Here is a 16,914-nt window from a genome sequence, read left to right on the forward strand (position 1 = left end):
CCCTTACAAGGAGGGGGTCGGCGGTTCGAACCCGTCATCACCCACCAACTACTTTATGTAGTCTCCGCCGTGTAGAACAGAAAATTGAGAAGTGGGTGATTAGCTCAGCTGGGAGAGCACCTCCCTTACAAGGAGGGGGTCGGCGGTTCGATCCCGTCATCACCCACCACTTTCTCGCCAGCTGGATTTTCTGTCAAAATATGAAGTACCGAAGTGGGTGATTAGCTCAGCTGGGAGAGCACCTCCCTTACAAGGAGGGGGTCGGCGGTTCGATCCCGTCATCACCCACCACTTTCTCGCCAGCTGGATTTTCTGTCAAAATATGAAGTACCGAAGTGGGTGATTAGCTCAGCTGGGAGAGCACCTCCCTTACAAGGAGGGGGTCGGCGGTTCGATCCCGTCATCACCCACCACTTTCTCGCCAGCTGGATTTTCTATGTAAAAAGGTGCCCTAAAGGCGCCTTTTTGCTATGCGTAGAATTTAACAATTCAGCCATTCTCTGCCTGATGCGCTGCGCTTATCAGGCCAACGGTCTACGTCGTTGTAGGCCGGATAAAATGTCAGTCGCCATCCGGCACACATCACATCGTCAATGCCCCAACCAGTTTCTCCAGCGCAGGTGTTGCCTGCTGTTGGTCATACACAATATATAAATCAGCAGGAATGCGTTCTTCCAGCGGGCGGAATACCACGCCAGGCCAGTTCATCTGCGCATAACTATCTGCAATTAACGTAATACCAATCCCCATACTGATCATCGCCAGCACCGTTTGTGGCTCCCTCACCTCACGAATAATCATCGGTGAAAATCCGGCGCTCTGGCACACACGCTGCAAAAATGCCCAGTCAGTATGAATGGAAGGCATCGTGACAAAATATTCATTACGCAGTGCTTCCAGCGGCACGGCGTCATGAGCGCTCAGCGGATGTTCTTCCGGCATCGCCACCAAAAATGAAGACTCATGCAAGCGCAGGCTGGTAAATCCGGGCGAGGGTGCTGTCGCCATCCGCCAAATCCCCGCATCCAGCTCACGCCGCTCCAGCAGCGTCATCTGCATTGCCGGCATGTTTTCGCGAAACAGAACCTCAACGTTCGGGTTCTCTTTCAAAAATCGCCGCATCACCGGGCGCATTTTTCCCCACATCGCCGTGCCTATTACGCCCAGTTCGACTCGCCCTGCCTCACCGCGGCCAATCTGCTCCACGCGTGCCAGCGCCTGGTTAGCGCTGGATAACAGGCGGCGTGACTCTTCCATCAGAATTTTTCCGGCGTGGGTTAAGGTCACGCTACGGGAATGCCGGATAAACAACAGTGTGCCGAGCTGCTGTTCCAGCTCTTTGATATGAATACTTAGCGGGGGTTGTGACATATTCAGGCGAGCAGCCGCACGTCCAAAATGCAGTTCTTCTGCGACTGCCAGAAAATAACGCAGTAACTTCAGATCGATACGATGCGTGCGTTCCATGAGTAATGCGCTCCAGCGGAGAAGGATAATGCGCAAAGTTACCACATTGCATCACAGAACATAAAACGGCGGGCAGCATTCGCCCACCGCAGGTAAGGATTAATGTGCCAGCGATTTCTGCGCGGACCTTTCCGGCTCATGCTTGTATTTGAAGAACAGCGCAAAAATGACGGCCAACGCCAGCGCATAAGCCGCAAACACCAACCAGATGGTTTGCCAGTCCTTCACGCCATCGACGGAGAAATAGTCCACCGCCATGCCGCTCAGAATTGAACCCACCCACGCCCCGACGCCGTTCACCATGGTCATAAACAGCCCCTGTGCGCTGGCGCGAATGTTGGAACTGACTTCCTGCTCGACGAACACCGATCCGGATATGTTGAAGAAATCAAACGCGCAACCGTAAACGATCATCGACATCAGTAACAGCACAAAGCCAAACGGTGACGGATCGCCAAACGCAAAGAAACCAAAACGCAACGTCCACGCCAGCATGCTCATCAGCATCACCGTTTTAATCCCAAAGCGTTTGAGGAAGAACGGAATGGTGAGAATGAAGCCCACTTCCGCCATCTGCGACACCGACAGCAAAATAGAGGGATACTTCACGACAAAGCTGCCAGCAAATTCAGGGTTACGGGCAAAATCATGCAGGAACGGATTACCAAAGACGTTGGTGATTTGCAGTACCGCCCCCAGCATCATGGCAAAGAGAAAGAATATCGCCATACGCGGATTTTTAAACAGCACAAACGCATCCAGTCCCAGCTTTCCAGCAAGCGTCGTTGCCACTTTCTTCTCAGCAACCGGGATTTTCGGTAAGGTAAACGCGTACATCGCCAGCAGTAATGAGGCGCCGGAGGCGATATACAGCTGGGCGCTGCTCAGTTCCAGTCCCATCAGGCTTACCGTCCACATAGCCACAATAAAGCCAATCGTGCCAAACACGCGAATCGGCGGGAAAGCCGTGACCGGATCCTGGCCGGATTGCGCCAGGCAGGAGTATGAGACGCTGTTCGACAACGCAATCGTCGGCATATAAGCCATGGCGTTAATCAGCATCACCCAGAACATGGTATCTGCATCGGTCACGGTGGTGGCATACAGCAGCACACCCGCGCACACCAGGTGACACAGCATGTAGGCGCGTTCGGCGCGCAACCATTTATCAGCGATGATCCCCATGATGCCAGGCATAATAATCGCCGCCAGCCCTTTCGAGCTATAAACCATACCCACGTTGGCACCGGTAAAATGCAGGGTGTTGATCATGTAAGAACCCAGGGTCACCAACCAGCTTCCCCAGATGAAATATTGCAAAAACGACATGAGCTTTAAGCGTGAGGCGATACCCATTTTTCCGTTCCTTGCCAAAAAAGTAAGACCCCGCAAGCGGGGTCAGTTATCGTTTTTATTCAGGCCAGCTTACGCAAGAAGCCGCAGATCAAATTGATGAAGTTCTGTCGGGAGAGTTCCGCCGCCGCCAACGTCTGGGCATGGGATAACTTCACATCCCCCAGCCCTTCTGCCAGGTTGGTGATGGCAGAAACCGCAACCACCTTCAATTCACAGTGACGTGCAGCGATAACTTCAGGGACCACCGACATACCAACCACATCACCGCCAATAATCTGCATCATGCGAATTTCTGCCGCCGTCTCAAAGTTCGGTCCCGGATAGGAGACAAATACGCCTTCGCTCAGCGGGAATCCCTCTTCTTTCGCTACGGTTTGCAGGATCGCACGGTAGTCTGCATCGTAGGCGTTCGCCAGCGAGAAGAAACGCTCGCCAAAACGCTCATCGTTGAGTCCAACCATTGGCGTGCCTGGCATGGTATTAATGTGATCGCTGAGCGCCACCAGGCTGCCCGGACCGACTTCAGGACGTAAAGAGCCCGCCGCGTTGGTGCAAAATAGCAGTTCGCAGCCCAGCAGTTTAAGGGTACGAATAGCATCGGTCATCACCGTCATGCCGCGACCTTCGTAGAAGTGCCCACGCCCTTTCATGCAGACCACAGGAACGCCAGCCAGATTCCCCAGCACCAGTTCCCCCGCATGTCCATGTACGGTGCTGACCGGGAACCCTGGCAGCTTCTCGTAAGAGATCGCCACCGCATCCTCGATTTGCTCGGCCAACGCGCCCAGCCCGGAGCCGAGAATAAACGCCACGCGTGGCGTGAAGTCAGGTTTATAACCACGAATGATATCGGCGCTATACCAGGGATTCTGAGAGAAAAGAGTGTGGCTCATGAGATGTCCTTAAAACTGAGTAATCGAAATAACGTAGCGTACCCCGATGTTATAACGAGACTACGCAATCGATTACCAATACAGTTTTTCCCGTCGAACGATAGTAAATCGGTATTGATGAGTTGCGCTAAACCCGCCCAACTTCACATTATTCTCCTGCCGGAAATGGCATGGAGGGGGCTTATAACTGATACAGCGGATCCCGCGCACGACCGGCGGTTAATTCACTGGCCTGTGTGCGCACGACGTCCCACAATGCCTGAGCGGCGGTCGATAAAGAGCGATTTTTACGTCGAGCCAGCATCAGCTGTCGTTCAACCACCGGCGTCAGACGTTTGACCTGCAAATGGCTGCCCTGCGGCAGGGGGAGCGCCAGCGCGGGCAGTACGCTGATACCAATCCCCGCTTCGACCATCGGAAAGAGCGTTGCCGGGTGGCCTATCTCCTGCACAATGTTGGCATCAATGGAGAAATGGGCCAGTGCCGCATCAATCAGCGGTCGGCTACCAGAGGCGTAATCCTGCAACACCAGACGTTCGTGCAGGAGATCCTGCCAATTAACCCACTCCCGCTCGGCTAAAGGATGATCCTCCCGACACAGCAGCAGGAAGGGTTCCGACAGCACCGCTTCACACTGCAGGTCCGTTGCCGCACCCGGATCGATAACAATGCCGAAATCCACTTCCCCCTGACGAATACTTTCCAGTACCCACTGCTGCGGCCTGTCATGCAGGACAAAATCGATCGCAGGATAAAGCGCATTACTCTGGGCAATACACTGGGGAATAAGATGGGCAGAGATGGTCTGGCTGGCCGCGACACGAACTGTACCGGTGAGCTGCGTGCCAACCTGCCCGGCTTCGCGCAGCGTGCTGTGCAGCTCATCCAGGATACGCTCAAGGCGTGCTGCCAGCTGTTGTCCGGCGTCGGTAAGCACCACCTCTCGTGTGGTCCTGTCCAACAGACGCACGCCCGTCTGCCCTTCCAGCTCTTTTACGCTGTGGCTCACCGCCGACTGGCTTAAGCCGATGATATCCCCCGCCCGACTAAAGCTTTTGGCCCGAGCGACGGTGACAAAAATACGCAGTTGACGCAGAGAGTAATTCATCGATTTAATTCATATATGGATGCAATAAATCAATTTTATTTCTCAAACAGAAAAACGCAAACTAGTACGACCGAATTCCAGGAGCTTTTATGAAACTTTTTCGTATCCTCGATCCGTTCACGTTGACGCTGATTACCGTTGTGTTACTGGCTTCTTTTTTTCCCGCCGAGGGTGGATTTGTCCCTTTCTTTGAAGGGTTAACCACCGCAGCGATTGCCCTGCTGTTCTTTATGCATGGGGCCAAACTCTCACGAGAAGCCATTATTGCCGGCGGTAGCCACTGGCGGTTGCATCTGTGGGTGATGTGCAGCACCTTTGTCGTCTTCCCGGTGCTGGGCGTGCTGTTTGCCTGGTGGGCACCGGTTAACGTCGATCCGATGCTGTACACGGGTTTCCTGTATCTGTGCATTTTGCCTGCCACGGTGCAGTCGGCGATTGCCTTCACCTCGCTGGCCGGTGGTAACGTGGCCGCCGCCGTGTGCTCTGCCTCCGCCTCCAGCCTGTTGGGTATTTTTCTCTCACCGTTGTTGGTCGGTCTGGTGATGAATATGCATGGCGCAGAAGGCAGCCTTGAGCAGGTGGGTAAAATTATGCTGCAACTGCTGCTGCCGTTCGTGCTGGGGCATCTTTCACGCCCGTGGATTGGTAACTGGGTGTCACAACATAAAAAATGGATCGCTAAAACGGACCAGTCTTCGATTCTGCTGGTGGTTTATTCTGCCTTCAGCGAAGCCGTGGTGAATGGGATCTGGCACAAAGTCGGGGTAGGTTCACTGTTGTTTATCGTGGTAGTCAGCGTCGTACTGCTGGCTATTGTGATCGGGATAAATGTCTTTGTGGCGCGTAAATGCGGTTTCAATAAGGCCGATGAAATCACCATTGTATTCTGCGGGTCGAAAAAGAGCCTGGCGAACGGGATCCCCATGGCAAACATTCTGTTCCCGACGTCGGTGATCGGCATGATGGTGCTGCCGTTGATGATATTCCATCAAATCCAGCTGATGGTCTGCGCAGTGCTGGCTCGTCGCTATAAGCGACAAACTGACGCCTTGCAGGCGCAGCAGGAAGGCCGCGCCGCAAAGGCTTAAAGCGGACGTTTTAGGGGCTGTACCAGCTGCGTCAGCCCCTCAGTTTTAATCAGCAACGTAATTTGCATCAGCTCGCCTAGTTTGCCCGGTGGAAATTCATCCTTACGGGCAAACCACAGCAGATACTCTTCCGGCACATCAATCAACCGACGCCCTTTGTATTTGCCAAAGGGCATGACGGTATTAGCGATGTCAATCAGTTGCTCTTTTTCCATCTCAGGCGCCCAGTAAGCGGATCATCTCCGCTTCATCAATCACAGCAATGCCCAGCTCCTGTGCTTTGGCAAGCTTGGAGCCTGCGGCTTCACCGGCAATCACCAGATCGGTTTTCTTCGACACGCTGCCCGCCACTTTCGCCCCCAGTTCGGTCAACCGGGCTTTGGCGTCATCGCGCGACATCTGGCTCAGGCTTCCCGTCAGTACCACCGTTTTCCCGGCAAACGGGCTGTCGATCTCTTCAGCGTTGATGACCACCGGCGCAGGCCAGTGAATGCCCTGTGCCAGTAGCTGGCCAATGACCTCACGGTTGCTCTCTTCGGCAAAGAAGTTAAACACGTGAGTGGCAACCACAATGCCGACGTCAGGGACTTTTTGTAGCTCCTCAATAGACGCCGCTTCCAGCGCATCCAACGTACCGAAATAGCTTGCCAGACCTGCGGCCGTGGCTTCGCCCACTTCACGGATACCCAACGCATAGAGAAAGCGGGCAAACGTGGTTTGTTTGGCTTTTTCCAGCGCATTGACCACGTTTTGTGCCGACTTCGGCCCCATGCGATCCAGCCCCGTCAACTTACCGGCTGTTAACTGGAACAGATCGGCTGGCATATGGACATACTCTTTCTCGACCAGCTGATCGATAATCTTATCGCCCATGCCGTCCACATCCAGCGCCCGACGCGAAACAAAATGCTTGAGGGATTCTTTACGCTGTGCACCGCAAATGAGACCACCGGTGCAGCGGGTAACGACTTCACCTTCCACACGCTCAACGTCAGAACCACACACCGGGCAATGGGTTGGGAAGACGATTTCACGCGTCTCTTCGGGGCGCTCGGAAAGCACCACGTTCACCACTTGCGGGATCACATCACCCGCGCGGCGAATCACCACCTTGTCACCAATGCGTAAACCCAGACGATCGATTTCATCGGCGTTGTGCAGCGTGGCGTTACTGACCAGCACCCCCGCTACCTGTACCGGTTCAAGGCGAGCGACGGGCGTAATCGCCCCGGTACGTCCGACCTGAAACTCAACATCGCGCACAAAGGTCATCTGTTCCTGCGCCGGGAACTTAAACGCCACCGCCCAGCGCGGCGCACGGGCCACAAAGCCCAGTTGCTCCTGCAGCGCCAGCGAGTTGACCTTAATCACCACGCCGTCAATGTCGAAGCCGAGCGTTGGTCGGTCTGCTTCAACCTGATGATAGTAAGCAAGTACTTCCTCCGGAGAGTCGCACAGCGTGACCCTGTCGCTGACCGGAAGTCCCCACGCTTTGAATTGCAGCAAACGATCCAAATGGGTATCCGGCAGTTCACCCCCTTCCAGCACGCCGACGCCATAGCAGAAGAAGGTCAGCGGTCGCTTCGCCGTGATACGCGGATCGAGCTGGCGTAATGAACCGGCTGCCGCGTTACGTGGGTTAGCAAACACTTTATTGCCAGTACGACGCGCGTCTTCATTGATTTTTTCAAAACCCGCCTGCGGCAAAAAAACTTCGCCACGTACTTCCAGACGCGTTGGAATATTGTCGCCGCGCAGCTTGAGCGGGACCGCGCGAATGGTACGCACATTCGAGGTAATGTCTTCACCGGTCGTGCCATCACCGCGCGTTGCCGCGCTGACCAGCACGCCGTTTTCATACAGAATGCTTACCGCCAGACCGTCCAGCTTTAGTTCACAGCACCAAGTCAGCTTATCCGTACTCTTCAGTCGGTCCTGTACGCGTTTATTGAACGCGAGAAAACTCTCTTCATCAAATACGTTGTCCAGCGACAACATCGGCACTTCATGACGTATCTGACTGAAGGACGCCAGCGGAGCCGCACCGACGCGTTGCGTCGGCGAGTCGGGCGTAATCAGATCCGGGTGCTGAGCTTCCAGTTCACGCAGTTCGCGCATCAGGCGATCATATTCCGCATCGGGAATGTCCGGTGCGTCCATCACATGGTAAAGATACTCATGATGGCGAAGCGTGGTTCGCAGTTCTGTCAGTTGTTGTTCGATTGATTCCATATCGCACCATCAATGATAAAAAACCCCCGACAGGCGGGGGTTCAGAAAGGAGATGTCACGCCAGAGGGCAATCAGGCGTGAGATTCTATAACGTCGCGGATGCGGTCCTGATACTCGCGCAGTTTCTGCGGCGTCATCATGCGACGTTGATCGTCGAGCACCACACCACCCACTTCATCGGCGATGTGCTGCGCTGACTGCAGCATCAGCTTAAAGTTTTGCAGCTCGTCCCCGTAGGACGGCACCTGCATAAAGATAGTCACGCCAGGCGTAGTGAAATCGCCGGTCATCTCAGGGTCGAATGTCCCCGGATTCACCATATTGGCCAGACTGAACAGTGACGGGCCGCTGCCATCGGGGCTCAGATGACGATGGAAAATATTCATATCGCCAAATTTAAAGCCTGCCTGCTGAATGCTGTTGAGCAGCACTTCGCCATTGAGTTCGCTGCCATGATGTGCCGCCACGTTCATAATAATGACCGTTTCTTTAGGCTGCGGTTTTTCCACAACGGGCGCTGGCTCAACGACCGGCTCTGGCTGCGGTTGCTCAACGACAGGCTCGGCTGGCTGGAAGGCCTGCGGAGCAGGCTGTGGCGCATGCTGCACCGGCTGCTGAACTTGCGGCGCGACCGGCTGGTGCTGCATCGGCTGCTGTGGTACAGGCTGATGCGACACCGGTTGTACAGGCTGCTGCACAGGCTGAACATGCGGCGGCGGTACCGGCGCTTGAGCGGGCTGCTGCGCGGGTTGACGCGGCTGAGCAGACGCATAAGGCGGCTGGTACTGGTGTTGCGGCGACTGAGGAGGAACACCATGTTCCTGACCGCTGCCGGGAGCATGATTCACACGATGTACGCGGACTTCGCCCACGCCTTCGTCTTCCTCGACGTTATCGTCGATAGAATCCTCGTCATCACGTTTAGACTTCATGCGTTTCAGTGGGCGATCGCGGAATATAGAAGACCGTTCTTTACGGCTAGTCCAGAAACCATGTACCAGTAAAGCGATTATGGCGATCGCGCCAACAATGATTAATATCAGACGCAAATCCTGCATCATTATATTCTCTGTTGTTCTAACACCTTGCCACCACGGCAAACATTTACTCACTAAGAGTATTTGCCGATTACGTCTAGTGCAAGTGTACTCTTGGCTTTCACAGCATAAAGATGAATAAAATCGTGCTTTTTGCTGTTTTTTCGAACATTTCTGAACAGCCTAACGCTCAACAACCCGGTAATATACGCGAAGTTGACCTGGACTTAGACCACAAGGAGCATGTCCCGACTATGGTTTCATCATCTGCAAGTGTACCACGCAGCGGTTTTTATTATTTTTCTCAGGGATGGAAGCTCATCAGCCAACCGGGGATCCGTCGCTTTGTTCTCCTGCCGTTGCTGGTGAACATTTTGCTGATGGGGGGCGCGTTCTGGTGGTTATTTAGCCAACTGGATAGCTGGATACCCGCTCTAATGAGTCATGTTCCGGACTGGCTACAGTGGCTCAGTTATTTGCTGTGGCCCATTGTGACATTCTCCGTGCTGCTGGTATTTGGCTATTTTTTCTCCACGCTTGCCAACTGGATCGCGGCACCGTTTAACGGCTTACTGGCTGAACAACTGGAAGCGCGACTGACCGGCGCAACGCCACCCGACACCGGCGTGCTCGGTATTATGAAAGATGTTCCGCGTATTATGAAACGTGAATGGCAAAAACTGGCCTGGTACCTTCCGCGCGCAGTCGTACTGCTGCTGCTCTATTTTATCCCCGGCATTGGACAGACCGTTGCGCCAGTACTGTGGTTCCTGTTTAGCGCGTGGATGCTGGCTATCCAATATTGTGATTACCCGTTTGATAACCACAAAGTGCCGTTCAAAGAGATGCGTACCGCCCTGCGCACGCGCAAAGTCACCAATATGCAGTTTGGCGCGCTGACCAGCCTGTTCACCCTGATCCCGGTGCTTAACATGTTTATCATGCCGGTTGCCGTTTGCGGTGCCACCGCGATGTGGGTAGATTGCTATCGTGCTAAGCACGCGTTATGGAAGTAATGCAAAAATGTGTAAATGCGGGCCGTCTTATGCCCGCTCTTATTCCATACTGCAAGGCATTATTTCTCATCAGCATATAGATATGCGATTTCCTTACTTCCCCATACTTTCTCAACAGGTATGCTGATGCGGTATCCCAATTTCATACAGTTAAGGACAGGCCATGAGTAAGATTTTTGAAGACAACTCGCTGACTATCGGTCATACGCCGCTGGTTCGACTGAACCGTATCGGTAACGGACGCATTCTGGCGAAGGTAGAATCACGCAACCCGAGCTTTAGCGTCAAATGCCGTATCGGTGCCAATATGATTTGGGATGCCGAAAAACGTGGTGTGCTGAAACCGGGTATTGAACTGGTTGAACCGACCAGCGGTAACACCGGTATTGCCCTGGCCTACGTTGCTGCCGCGCGCGGTTACAAGCTGACCCTGACGATGCCGGAAACGATGAGCATTGAGCGTCGTAAGCTGCTGAAAGCGCTGGGTGCAAATCTGGTGCTAACTGAAGGCGCAAAAGGCATGAAGGGCGCGATTCAGAAAGCAGAAGAAATTGTTGCCAGCAATCCGGAAAAATTCCTGCTGCTTCAGCAATTCAGTAACCCGGCTAACCCGGAAATTCACGAAAAAACCACCGGCCCGGAAATCTGGGAAGACACCGATGGTCAGGTGGATGTGTTTATCTCCGGCGTTGGCACCGGCGGTACGCTGACCGGCGTTTCCCGTTATATCAAAGGGACCAAAGGCAAAACGGATTTGATCACCGTTGCCGTGGAACCGACAGATTCTCCGGTCATCGCTCAGGCGCTGGCGGGTGAAGAACTCAAGCCCGGCCCACATAAAATTCAGGGCATTGGCGCTGGTTTCATTCCGGGCAACCTCGATCTGAAACTGATTGATAAAGTGGTCGCCATCACTAACGACGAGGCTATCTCTACCGCGCGTCGCTTGATGGAAGAAGAAGGTATTCTGGCAGGTATCTCTTCAGGAGCCGCAGTTGCTGCCGCGCTTAAACTCCAGGAAGATGAAAGCTTTACCAATAAGAATATAGTGGTTATTCTACCGTCATCGGGTGAGCGTTATCTGAGCACTGCACTGTTTGCCGATCTCTTTACTGAGAAAGAACTGCAACAGTAATGCCAGCATGTTAAAAACGCGTAAAAAAGCACCCTTTTGGGTGCTTTTTTGTGGCCTGCTTCAAAGTTTCGCCCCACCTGGCATTGATTCAACCCGCCGGAACTGGTATTTAACCAAACTAATTATTTTGATGCGCGAAATTAATCGTTACAGGAAAAGCGCGAGCTGAATCGATTTAATGATTTGGTTCAATTCTTCCTTTCGCGGCATAATGTTTAATGACGAAAGAAACGTCAGTGGCAAGAAGTTGCCCGCAACGGATTGCACCGAACTCCTTTTGTGTCGCGACCTGTTTAGGTCGACGCTAACAATACAGGCTAAAGTTGAGCCGCCAGGCTAGACTTTAGTTCCACAACACTAAACCTATAAGTTGGGGAAATATAATGTTCCAGCAAGAAGTTACCATTACCGCTCCGAACGGTCTGCATACTCGCCCTGCTGCTCAGTTCGTTAAAGAAGCAAAAGGCTTTACGTCTGAAATTACTGTGACTTCCAACGGCAAAAGCGCTAGCGCCAAAAGCCTGTTTAAACTGCAGACTCTGGGCCTGACTCAGGGCACCGTTGTTACCCTTTCCGCAGAAGGCGAAGACGAGCAGAAAGCAGTTGAGCATCTGGTTAAACTGATGGCTGAACTCGAGTAAGTTCAACGAGTTCTTTTCAATATCAGTCACAAGTAAGGTAGGGTTATGATTTCAGGCATTTTAGCATCCCCGGGTATCGCTTTCGGCAAAGCACTGCTGCTGAAAGAAGACGAAATCGTCATTGACCGGAAAAAAATTTCTGCCGACAAGGTTGATCAGGAAGTTGAACGTTTTCTGAGCGGTCGTGCCAAGGCATCTGCGCAACTGGAAGCGATCAAAACCAAAGCTGGTGAAACGTTCGGTGAAGAAAAAGAAGCCATCTTTGAAGGGCATATCATGCTGCTCGAAGATGAGGAGCTGGAGCAGGAAATCATAGCCCTGATTAAAGATAAGCACATGACGGCTGACGCAGCTGCGCATGAAATTATCGAAGGTCAGGCCACCGCTCTGGAAGAGCTGGATGATGAATACCTGAAAGAACGTGCGGCTGACGTACGTGACATCGGTAAACGCCTGCTGCGTAACATCCTGGGTCTGGCAATTATTGACCTGAGCGCTATTCAGGACGAAGTTATCCTGGTTGCCGCCGATCTGACACCGTCAGAAACCGCACAGCTGAACCTGAATAAGGTGCTGGGTTTCATCACTGACGCGGGTGGACGTACTTCCCATACCTCAATCATGGCGCGTTCTCTGGAACTGCCTGCCATCGTGGGTACCGGCAGCGTCACCTCTCAGGTGAAAAACGACGACTATCTGATTCTGGATGCCGTAAACAATCTGGTTTACGTCAATCCAACCAACGACGTTATTGAGCAACTGCGCGCCGTTCAGGAGCAAGTTGCTACCGAGAAAGCGGAACTCGCTAAGCTGAAAGATCTGCCAGCTATCACGCTGGACGGTCATCAGGTTGAAGTGTGCGCCAACATCGGTACCGTGCGTGACGTTGAAGGCGCTGAGCGTAATGGCGCTGAAGGCGTGGGTCTGTATCGTACCGAATTCCTGTTTATGGACCGTGACTCGCTGCCAACTGAAGAAGAACAGTTTGCTGCGTATAAAGCCGTTGCTGAAGCCTGTGGCTCGCAGGCGGTCATCGTGCGTACCATGGACATTGGCGGCGATAAAGAGCTGCCGTACATGAACTTCCCGAAAGAAGAAAACCCGTTCCTGGGCTGGCGTGCTATTCGTATCGCATTGGACCGTAAAGAGATCCTGCGTGACCAGGTTCGTGCCATCCTGCGTGCTTCTGCTTTCGGCAAACTGCGCATCATGTTCCCGATGATCATCTCTGTTGAAGAAGTACGCGCACTGCGCAAAGAGATCGAAATCTACAAACAGGAACTGCGTGACGAAGGCAAAGCATTTGACGAAACCATTGAGATTGGCGTGATGGTGGAAACACCGGCTGCGGCAACCATTGCACGTCATTTAGCCAAAGAAGTTGACTTCTTTAGTATCGGCACCAATGATTTAACGCAGTACACCCTGGCAGTTGACCGTGGTAATGATATGATTTCCCACCTTTACCAACCGATGTCGCCATCTGTTCTGACGCTGATCAAGCAAGTTATTGATGCTTCTCATGCTGAAGGCAAATGGACCGGCATGTGTGGTGAGCTTGCAGGCGACGAACGTGCTACACTTCTGTTGCTGGGGATGGGTCTGGACGAATTCTCTATGAGCGCCATTTCTATCCCGCGCATTAAGAAGATTATCCGTAACACGAACTTCGAAGATGCGAAGGTGTTAGCAGAGCAGGCTCTTGCTCAACCGACAACGGACGAGTTAATGACGCTGGTTAACAAGTTCATTGAAGAAAAAACAATCTGCTAATCCACGAGATGCGGCCCAATTTACTGCTTAGGAGAAGATCATGGGTTTGTTCGATAAACTGAAATCTCTGGTTTCTGATGATAAGAAAGACACCGGAACTATTGAGATTATAGCTCCGCTCTCTGGCGAGATCGTCAACATCGAAGACGTGCCGGATGTAGTTTTTGCTGAAAAAATCGTTGGTGATGGCATCGCTATCAAACCAACCGGTAACAAAATGGTTGCCCCTGTAGACGGCACCATCGGCAAAATCTTTGAAACCAACCATGCGTTCTCTATCGAATCTGATAGCGGCATTGAGCTGTTCGTTCACTTCGGTATTGATACCGTTGAACTGAAAGGCGAAGGCTTCAAGCGTATTGCTGAAGAAGGTCAACGCGTTAAAGTGGGCGACCCGGTTATTGAATTCGATCTGGCACTGCTGGAAGAAAAAGCCAAGTCTACCCTGACGCCGGTTGTTATCTCCAACATGGACGAAATCAAAGAACTGATCAAACTGTCCGGTAGCGTGACCGTGGGCGAAACCCCGGTTATCCGCATCAAGAAGTAATTCTGCGTAGGCCGGATGAGGCGTTTACGCTGCCATCCGGCAATCAGGCAGCACTTTACCGGATGGCGCTGCGCTTATCCGGCCTACAAAGAAACTCTCACCGTAGGCCGGATAAGACGTTCACGCCACTATCCGGCATTAAATCTGCGAGGTCATCGGGCGGTAACACGCTTCTCGCATCAAAATTTTCATCCCTTCAGGCCCGCTTTCCAGCATCCGTCTTTCTGAATCCGCCACCAGCAGTTCACAGTCATATCCGCCGGCAATACCAAATATCGCGCGCGCCACGCAGATATCTTCCAGCGCCTCGGTGCCGCTGGTATCGAAATGCCCCACTAAACGTCCATGCTGGCGAACCACCAACCGATAACTCTTCATCGCGCCTCCCCTGCCGGTGGCAGAATTAATTCATCACACCCGCACAGGTGGGTCCAGGTCATCACTTCCAGCACACGCTGCGCAGCATCATGTGTGGCGGCGGTAAGCGCTTTTCCTGCAACGATACCGCTTATCAGTTCAGCGCAAAACAGATCGCCGGTTCCCTTGAGGTCCGTTTTCACCCGCGGGTGGGCTAACACCTCAACCGTTTCAGCCGTCACCACCGCCACGTTGATCACCTCCTCGACATCAGCTGGTGCACTGGTGATTACCACCCATTTCAGCGTGTCGGTGAGCAGAGATTTTGCCGCCAAAATCGCCTCATCGAGCGTGCGACACGGTTTTCCACTCAGCATTTGCAGTTCAAACACGTTCGGCGTCACGCCCTGCGCCAGCGGGAGCAGGTGCGTGCGGTACGCCTCCGGAATCTCGGCCTTCACGTACATCCCGCTGTCGATATCACCCATCACCGGATCGACCAGAATACACAGCTCTGGATGCGCGGCGCGAACGGTTTCCAGCCACCGTGCGAGCAGCGCTATCTGCTCTGCGCTTCCCATATAGCCGGTCGTTACCGCCTTGAGTTCACGTAAGGCATCGCGCTCATGTAAAGCAGTGAGATAACCATTAAACCAGTCGCCGGGGATAATCCCGCCATAAAAGGTTTCATAATGTGGGGTGTTACTGAACAGCACCGTCGGTACCGCCGTCACCCGTAACCCATGCGCTTTAATGGCCGGCACGGCAATACTGTTGCCTACGCTGCCATACACCACCTGTGACTGGACGGCGACGATATCGGTTTGTAACGCCCGATGCTTGTCGTCGAAGAGCACTGACTGTATTTCACTCTCCTGCTCCATAAACCTCTCCTCTCGCTGGACAGCGGGCTGATGCCTCACTATTATCGTCATATGCTAAAATTCATTTTGTCATAGGTCAATAATGATCGACGGAAAAACCGCTAACGAAATTTTTGACAGTATTCGTCAACATATCACTACAGGCGCACTTGTCGCAGGAGATACGCTGCCGCCGGTCAGGGATCTGGCAACGGTATTAAACGTTAATCGCAATACTGTCGCAGCGACCTATAAACGCCTGGTCACTACCGGACTGGCACTTAGCCAGGGACGTAACGGCACGGTAATCAAGGGCGTATCCTCGCCCGTTGCGCTGGAAGGGGGGAATCCGGATACACCGCTAACCGACCTTTCCGGCGGCAATCCTGCGCCTTCACGCCTCCCCGACCTGAGTCACTATTTCGCGAAAATAAATAAACACCCCCGCTTATATGGCGACGAGGTCGTCTCCCCTGGGCTTAAGACGTGGGCGACGCAATGGATGCAGGATGTCCTGCCCGGCCCAGGTGAAATTGATATTACCAGCGGCGCCATTGATGCCATCGAACGGCTACTGTGCGCCCATTTGCTGCCGGGTGATAGCGTCGCCGTCGAAGATCCCTGTTTTTTAAGCAGCATCAATATGCTGCGTTATGCCGGGTACTCAGCAAGCCCGGTCAGCGTGGACAGCGAAGGCATGCAGCCAGACATGCTGGAGCTGGCGCTACAGAAAGGAGCGCGGGCGGTGATCATCACCCCGCGCGCGCACAATCCAACCGGCTGTAGCCTCAGTGCTATCCGCTCCGCCCGGTTGCAGGATATCCTGTCACGTTACCCGCAAACGCTGGTGATTATCGACGATCACTTTGCCCTGCTGTCCGCATCCCCGTTGTATCCGGTGATTGCGCCGCAGACAAAACACTGGGCAGTCATCCGTTCGATGTCAAAAACATTAGGCCCGGATCTACGCCTCGCCATCGTTGCCAGCGATCCCGATACCTCGGCAAAACTGCGTCTGCGGCTTAACGCCGGCAGTCAGTGGGTCAGCCACCTGTTGCAGGATTTGGCCTGCGCCTGTCTGAGTGATGAGAACTATCAGCGCACGTTGGTGCAGACTCAGCAGTTTTACGCCTCTCAGCAACAAAAGCTAAGCCAGGCCCTTCAGCAACAGGGCATTGAACTTGCCGCTGGCGATGGTCTGAATCTGTGGCTGCCGCTACAGACCCACAGCCAGTCGCTCGCTTTCGCGCTGGCGAAAGCCGGCTGGCTGGTACGAGAAGGCGAAGTATTTGGCATCAATGCGCCGTCACACGGCCTGCGCATTACGCTGTCAACATTAGACGACCACGACATTACCAGGCTGGCGGCTGATATTCATCAGGCGCTGAAGCGCTAACC

At 53.4% G+C, this 16,914-nt stretch carries 16 protein-coding genes and 3 tRNA genes; 10 read left to right on the forward strand and 9 right to left on the reverse strand.

Annotated elements, in window-relative coordinates; translation table 11 throughout:
• Positions 1 to 93: 93 nt before the first annotated feature.
• From FDW88_RS01985 to FDW88_RS01995, 3 genes are all read left to right on the forward strand, one after another.
• Positions 94 to 169: transfer RNA gene (locus FDW88_RS01985), tRNA-Val, on the forward strand.
• Between the two features lie 46 nt (positions 170 to 215).
• Positions 216 to 291, forward strand: a tRNA-Val gene (locus tag FDW88_RS01990).
• Positions 292 to 337: 46 nt separating this feature from the next.
• Positions 338 to 413, forward strand: a tRNA-Val gene (locus FDW88_RS01995).
• Between the two features lie 169 nt (positions 414 to 582).
• Here the strand turns inward: FDW88_RS01995 and FDW88_RS02000 are convergent.
• From FDW88_RS02000 to FDW88_RS02015, 4 genes are all read right to left on the reverse strand, one after another.
• Positions 583 to 1,467, reverse strand: a complete 885-nt coding sequence (locus FDW88_RS02000) for a LysR family transcriptional regulator (RefSeq protein WP_137361916.1) — start codon at positions 1,465 to 1,467, stop codon at positions 583 to 585.
• Between the two features lie 99 nt (positions 1,468 to 1,566).
• Positions 1,567 to 2,823 (reverse strand): nucleoside permease, encoded by a 1,257-nt coding sequence (locus tag FDW88_RS02005; protein ID WP_137361917.1) that lies wholly within the window; start codon positions 2,821 to 2,823, stop codon positions 1,567 to 1,569.
• 59 nt (positions 2,824 to 2,882) lie between these two features.
• Positions 2,883 to 3,716 carry a xanthosine phosphorylase gene (xapA, locus tag FDW88_RS02010; protein WP_137361918.1) on the reverse strand — a complete coding sequence of 278 codons (834 nt, stop codon included), beginning with the start codon at positions 3,714 to 3,716 and terminating at the stop codon, positions 2,883 to 2,885.
• Between the two features lie 181 nt (positions 3,717 to 3,897).
• Positions 3,898 to 4,824, reverse strand: a complete 927-nt coding sequence (locus FDW88_RS02015; protein ID WP_115257838.1) for a LysR family transcriptional regulator — start codon at positions 4,822 to 4,824, stop codon at positions 3,898 to 3,900.
• Positions 4,825 to 4,913: 89 nt separating this feature from the next.
• Between FDW88_RS02015 and FDW88_RS02020 the strand changes: the two genes are divergently transcribed.
• A complete protein-coding gene (locus FDW88_RS02020) occupies positions 4,914 to 5,912 on the forward strand; it encodes a bile acid:sodium symporter family protein (protein WP_137361919.1) in 999 nt (332 codons plus the stop codon).
• Here FDW88_RS02020 and FDW88_RS02025 read toward each other — a convergent pair.
• From FDW88_RS02025 to zipA, 3 genes are all read right to left on the reverse strand, one after another.
• The gene (locus FDW88_RS02025) at positions 5,909 to 6,127 is read right to left on the reverse strand and encodes a DUF3820 family protein (protein ID WP_045445890.1); all 219 of its coding nucleotides are present in this window, start codon (positions 6,125 to 6,127) and stop codon (positions 5,909 to 5,911) included. The genes FDW88_RS02020 and FDW88_RS02025 overlap by 4 nt on opposite strands.
• 1 nt (position 6,128) lies before the next feature.
• Positions 6,129 to 8,144, reverse strand: coding sequence for an NAD-dependent DNA ligase LigA (gene ligA / locus FDW88_RS02030; RefSeq protein WP_137361920.1), 2,016 nt, complete (start codon positions 8,142 to 8,144; stop codon positions 6,129 to 6,131).
• 71 nt (positions 8,145 to 8,215) lie between these two features.
• On the reverse strand, positions 8,216 to 9,205 hold the full coding sequence (gene zipA / locus FDW88_RS02035) for a cell division protein ZipA (RefSeq protein ID WP_135911648.1): 990 nt from the start codon (positions 9,203 to 9,205) through the stop codon (positions 8,216 to 8,218).
• A gap of 230 nt (positions 9,206 to 9,435) precedes the next feature.
• Here zipA and cysZ point away from each other — a divergent pair, with 230 nt between their 5' ends.
• From cysZ to crr, 5 genes are all read left to right on the forward strand, one after another.
• A complete protein-coding gene (gene cysZ / locus FDW88_RS02040) occupies positions 9,436 to 10,197 on the forward strand; it encodes a sulfate transporter CysZ (RefSeq protein ID WP_115257834.1) in 762 nt (253 codons plus the stop codon).
• Between the two features lie 163 nt (positions 10,198 to 10,360).
• The gene (gene cysK, locus FDW88_RS02045; protein WP_096756255.1) at positions 10,361 to 11,332 is read left to right on the forward strand and encodes a cysteine synthase A; all 972 of its coding nucleotides are present in this window, start codon (positions 10,361 to 10,363) and stop codon (positions 11,330 to 11,332) included.
• 383 nt (positions 11,333 to 11,715) lie between these two features.
• Positions 11,716 to 11,973 (forward strand): phosphocarrier protein Hpr, encoded by a 258-nt coding sequence (gene ptsH, locus FDW88_RS02050; protein ID WP_002913505.1) that lies wholly within the window; start codon positions 11,716 to 11,718, stop codon positions 11,971 to 11,973.
• 45 nt (positions 11,974 to 12,018) lie between these two features.
• A complete protein-coding gene (gene ptsI / locus FDW88_RS02055) occupies positions 12,019 to 13,746 on the forward strand; it encodes a phosphoenolpyruvate-protein phosphotransferase PtsI (RefSeq protein WP_096756254.1) in 1,728 nt (575 codons plus the stop codon).
• 40 nt (positions 13,747 to 13,786) lie between these two features.
• Complete coding sequence (crr, locus tag FDW88_RS02060) at positions 13,787 to 14,296, forward strand: PTS glucose transporter subunit IIA (protein WP_049841435.1); 510 nt, start codon at positions 13,787 to 13,789, stop codon at positions 14,294 to 14,296.
• Between the two features lie 138 nt (positions 14,297 to 14,434).
• On the opposite strand, the gene FDW88_RS02070 is transcribed toward crr, so the two are convergent.
• Together FDW88_RS02070 and pdxK are read right to left on the reverse strand one after the other, a co-directional pair.
• Complete coding sequence (locus tag FDW88_RS02070; protein ID WP_137361921.1) at positions 14,435 to 14,674, reverse strand: cytoplasmic protein; 240 nt, start codon at positions 14,672 to 14,674, stop codon at positions 14,435 to 14,437.
• On the reverse strand, positions 14,671 to 15,537 hold the full coding sequence (pdxK, locus tag FDW88_RS02075; protein WP_135911645.1) for a pyridoxine/pyridoxal/pyridoxamine kinase: 867 nt from the start codon (positions 15,535 to 15,537) through the stop codon (positions 14,671 to 14,673). The genes FDW88_RS02070 and pdxK overlap by 4 nt, the downstream gene beginning before the upstream one ends.
• 82 nt (positions 15,538 to 15,619) lie before the next feature.
• Here pdxK and ptsJ point away from each other — a divergent pair, with 82 nt between their 5' ends.
• Positions 15,620 to 16,912, forward strand: coding sequence for a transcriptional regulator PtsJ (gene ptsJ, locus FDW88_RS02080; protein WP_137361922.1), 1,293 nt, complete (start codon positions 15,620 to 15,622; stop codon positions 16,910 to 16,912).
• The last annotated feature ends 2 nt before the right edge of the window (positions 16,913 to 16,914 follow it).

It is taken from the genome of Citrobacter sp. wls829, from assembly GCF_005280825.1.
Taxonomy (GTDB): Bacteria; Pseudomonadota; Gammaproteobacteria; order Enterobacterales; family Enterobacteriaceae; genus Citrobacter; species Citrobacter gillenii.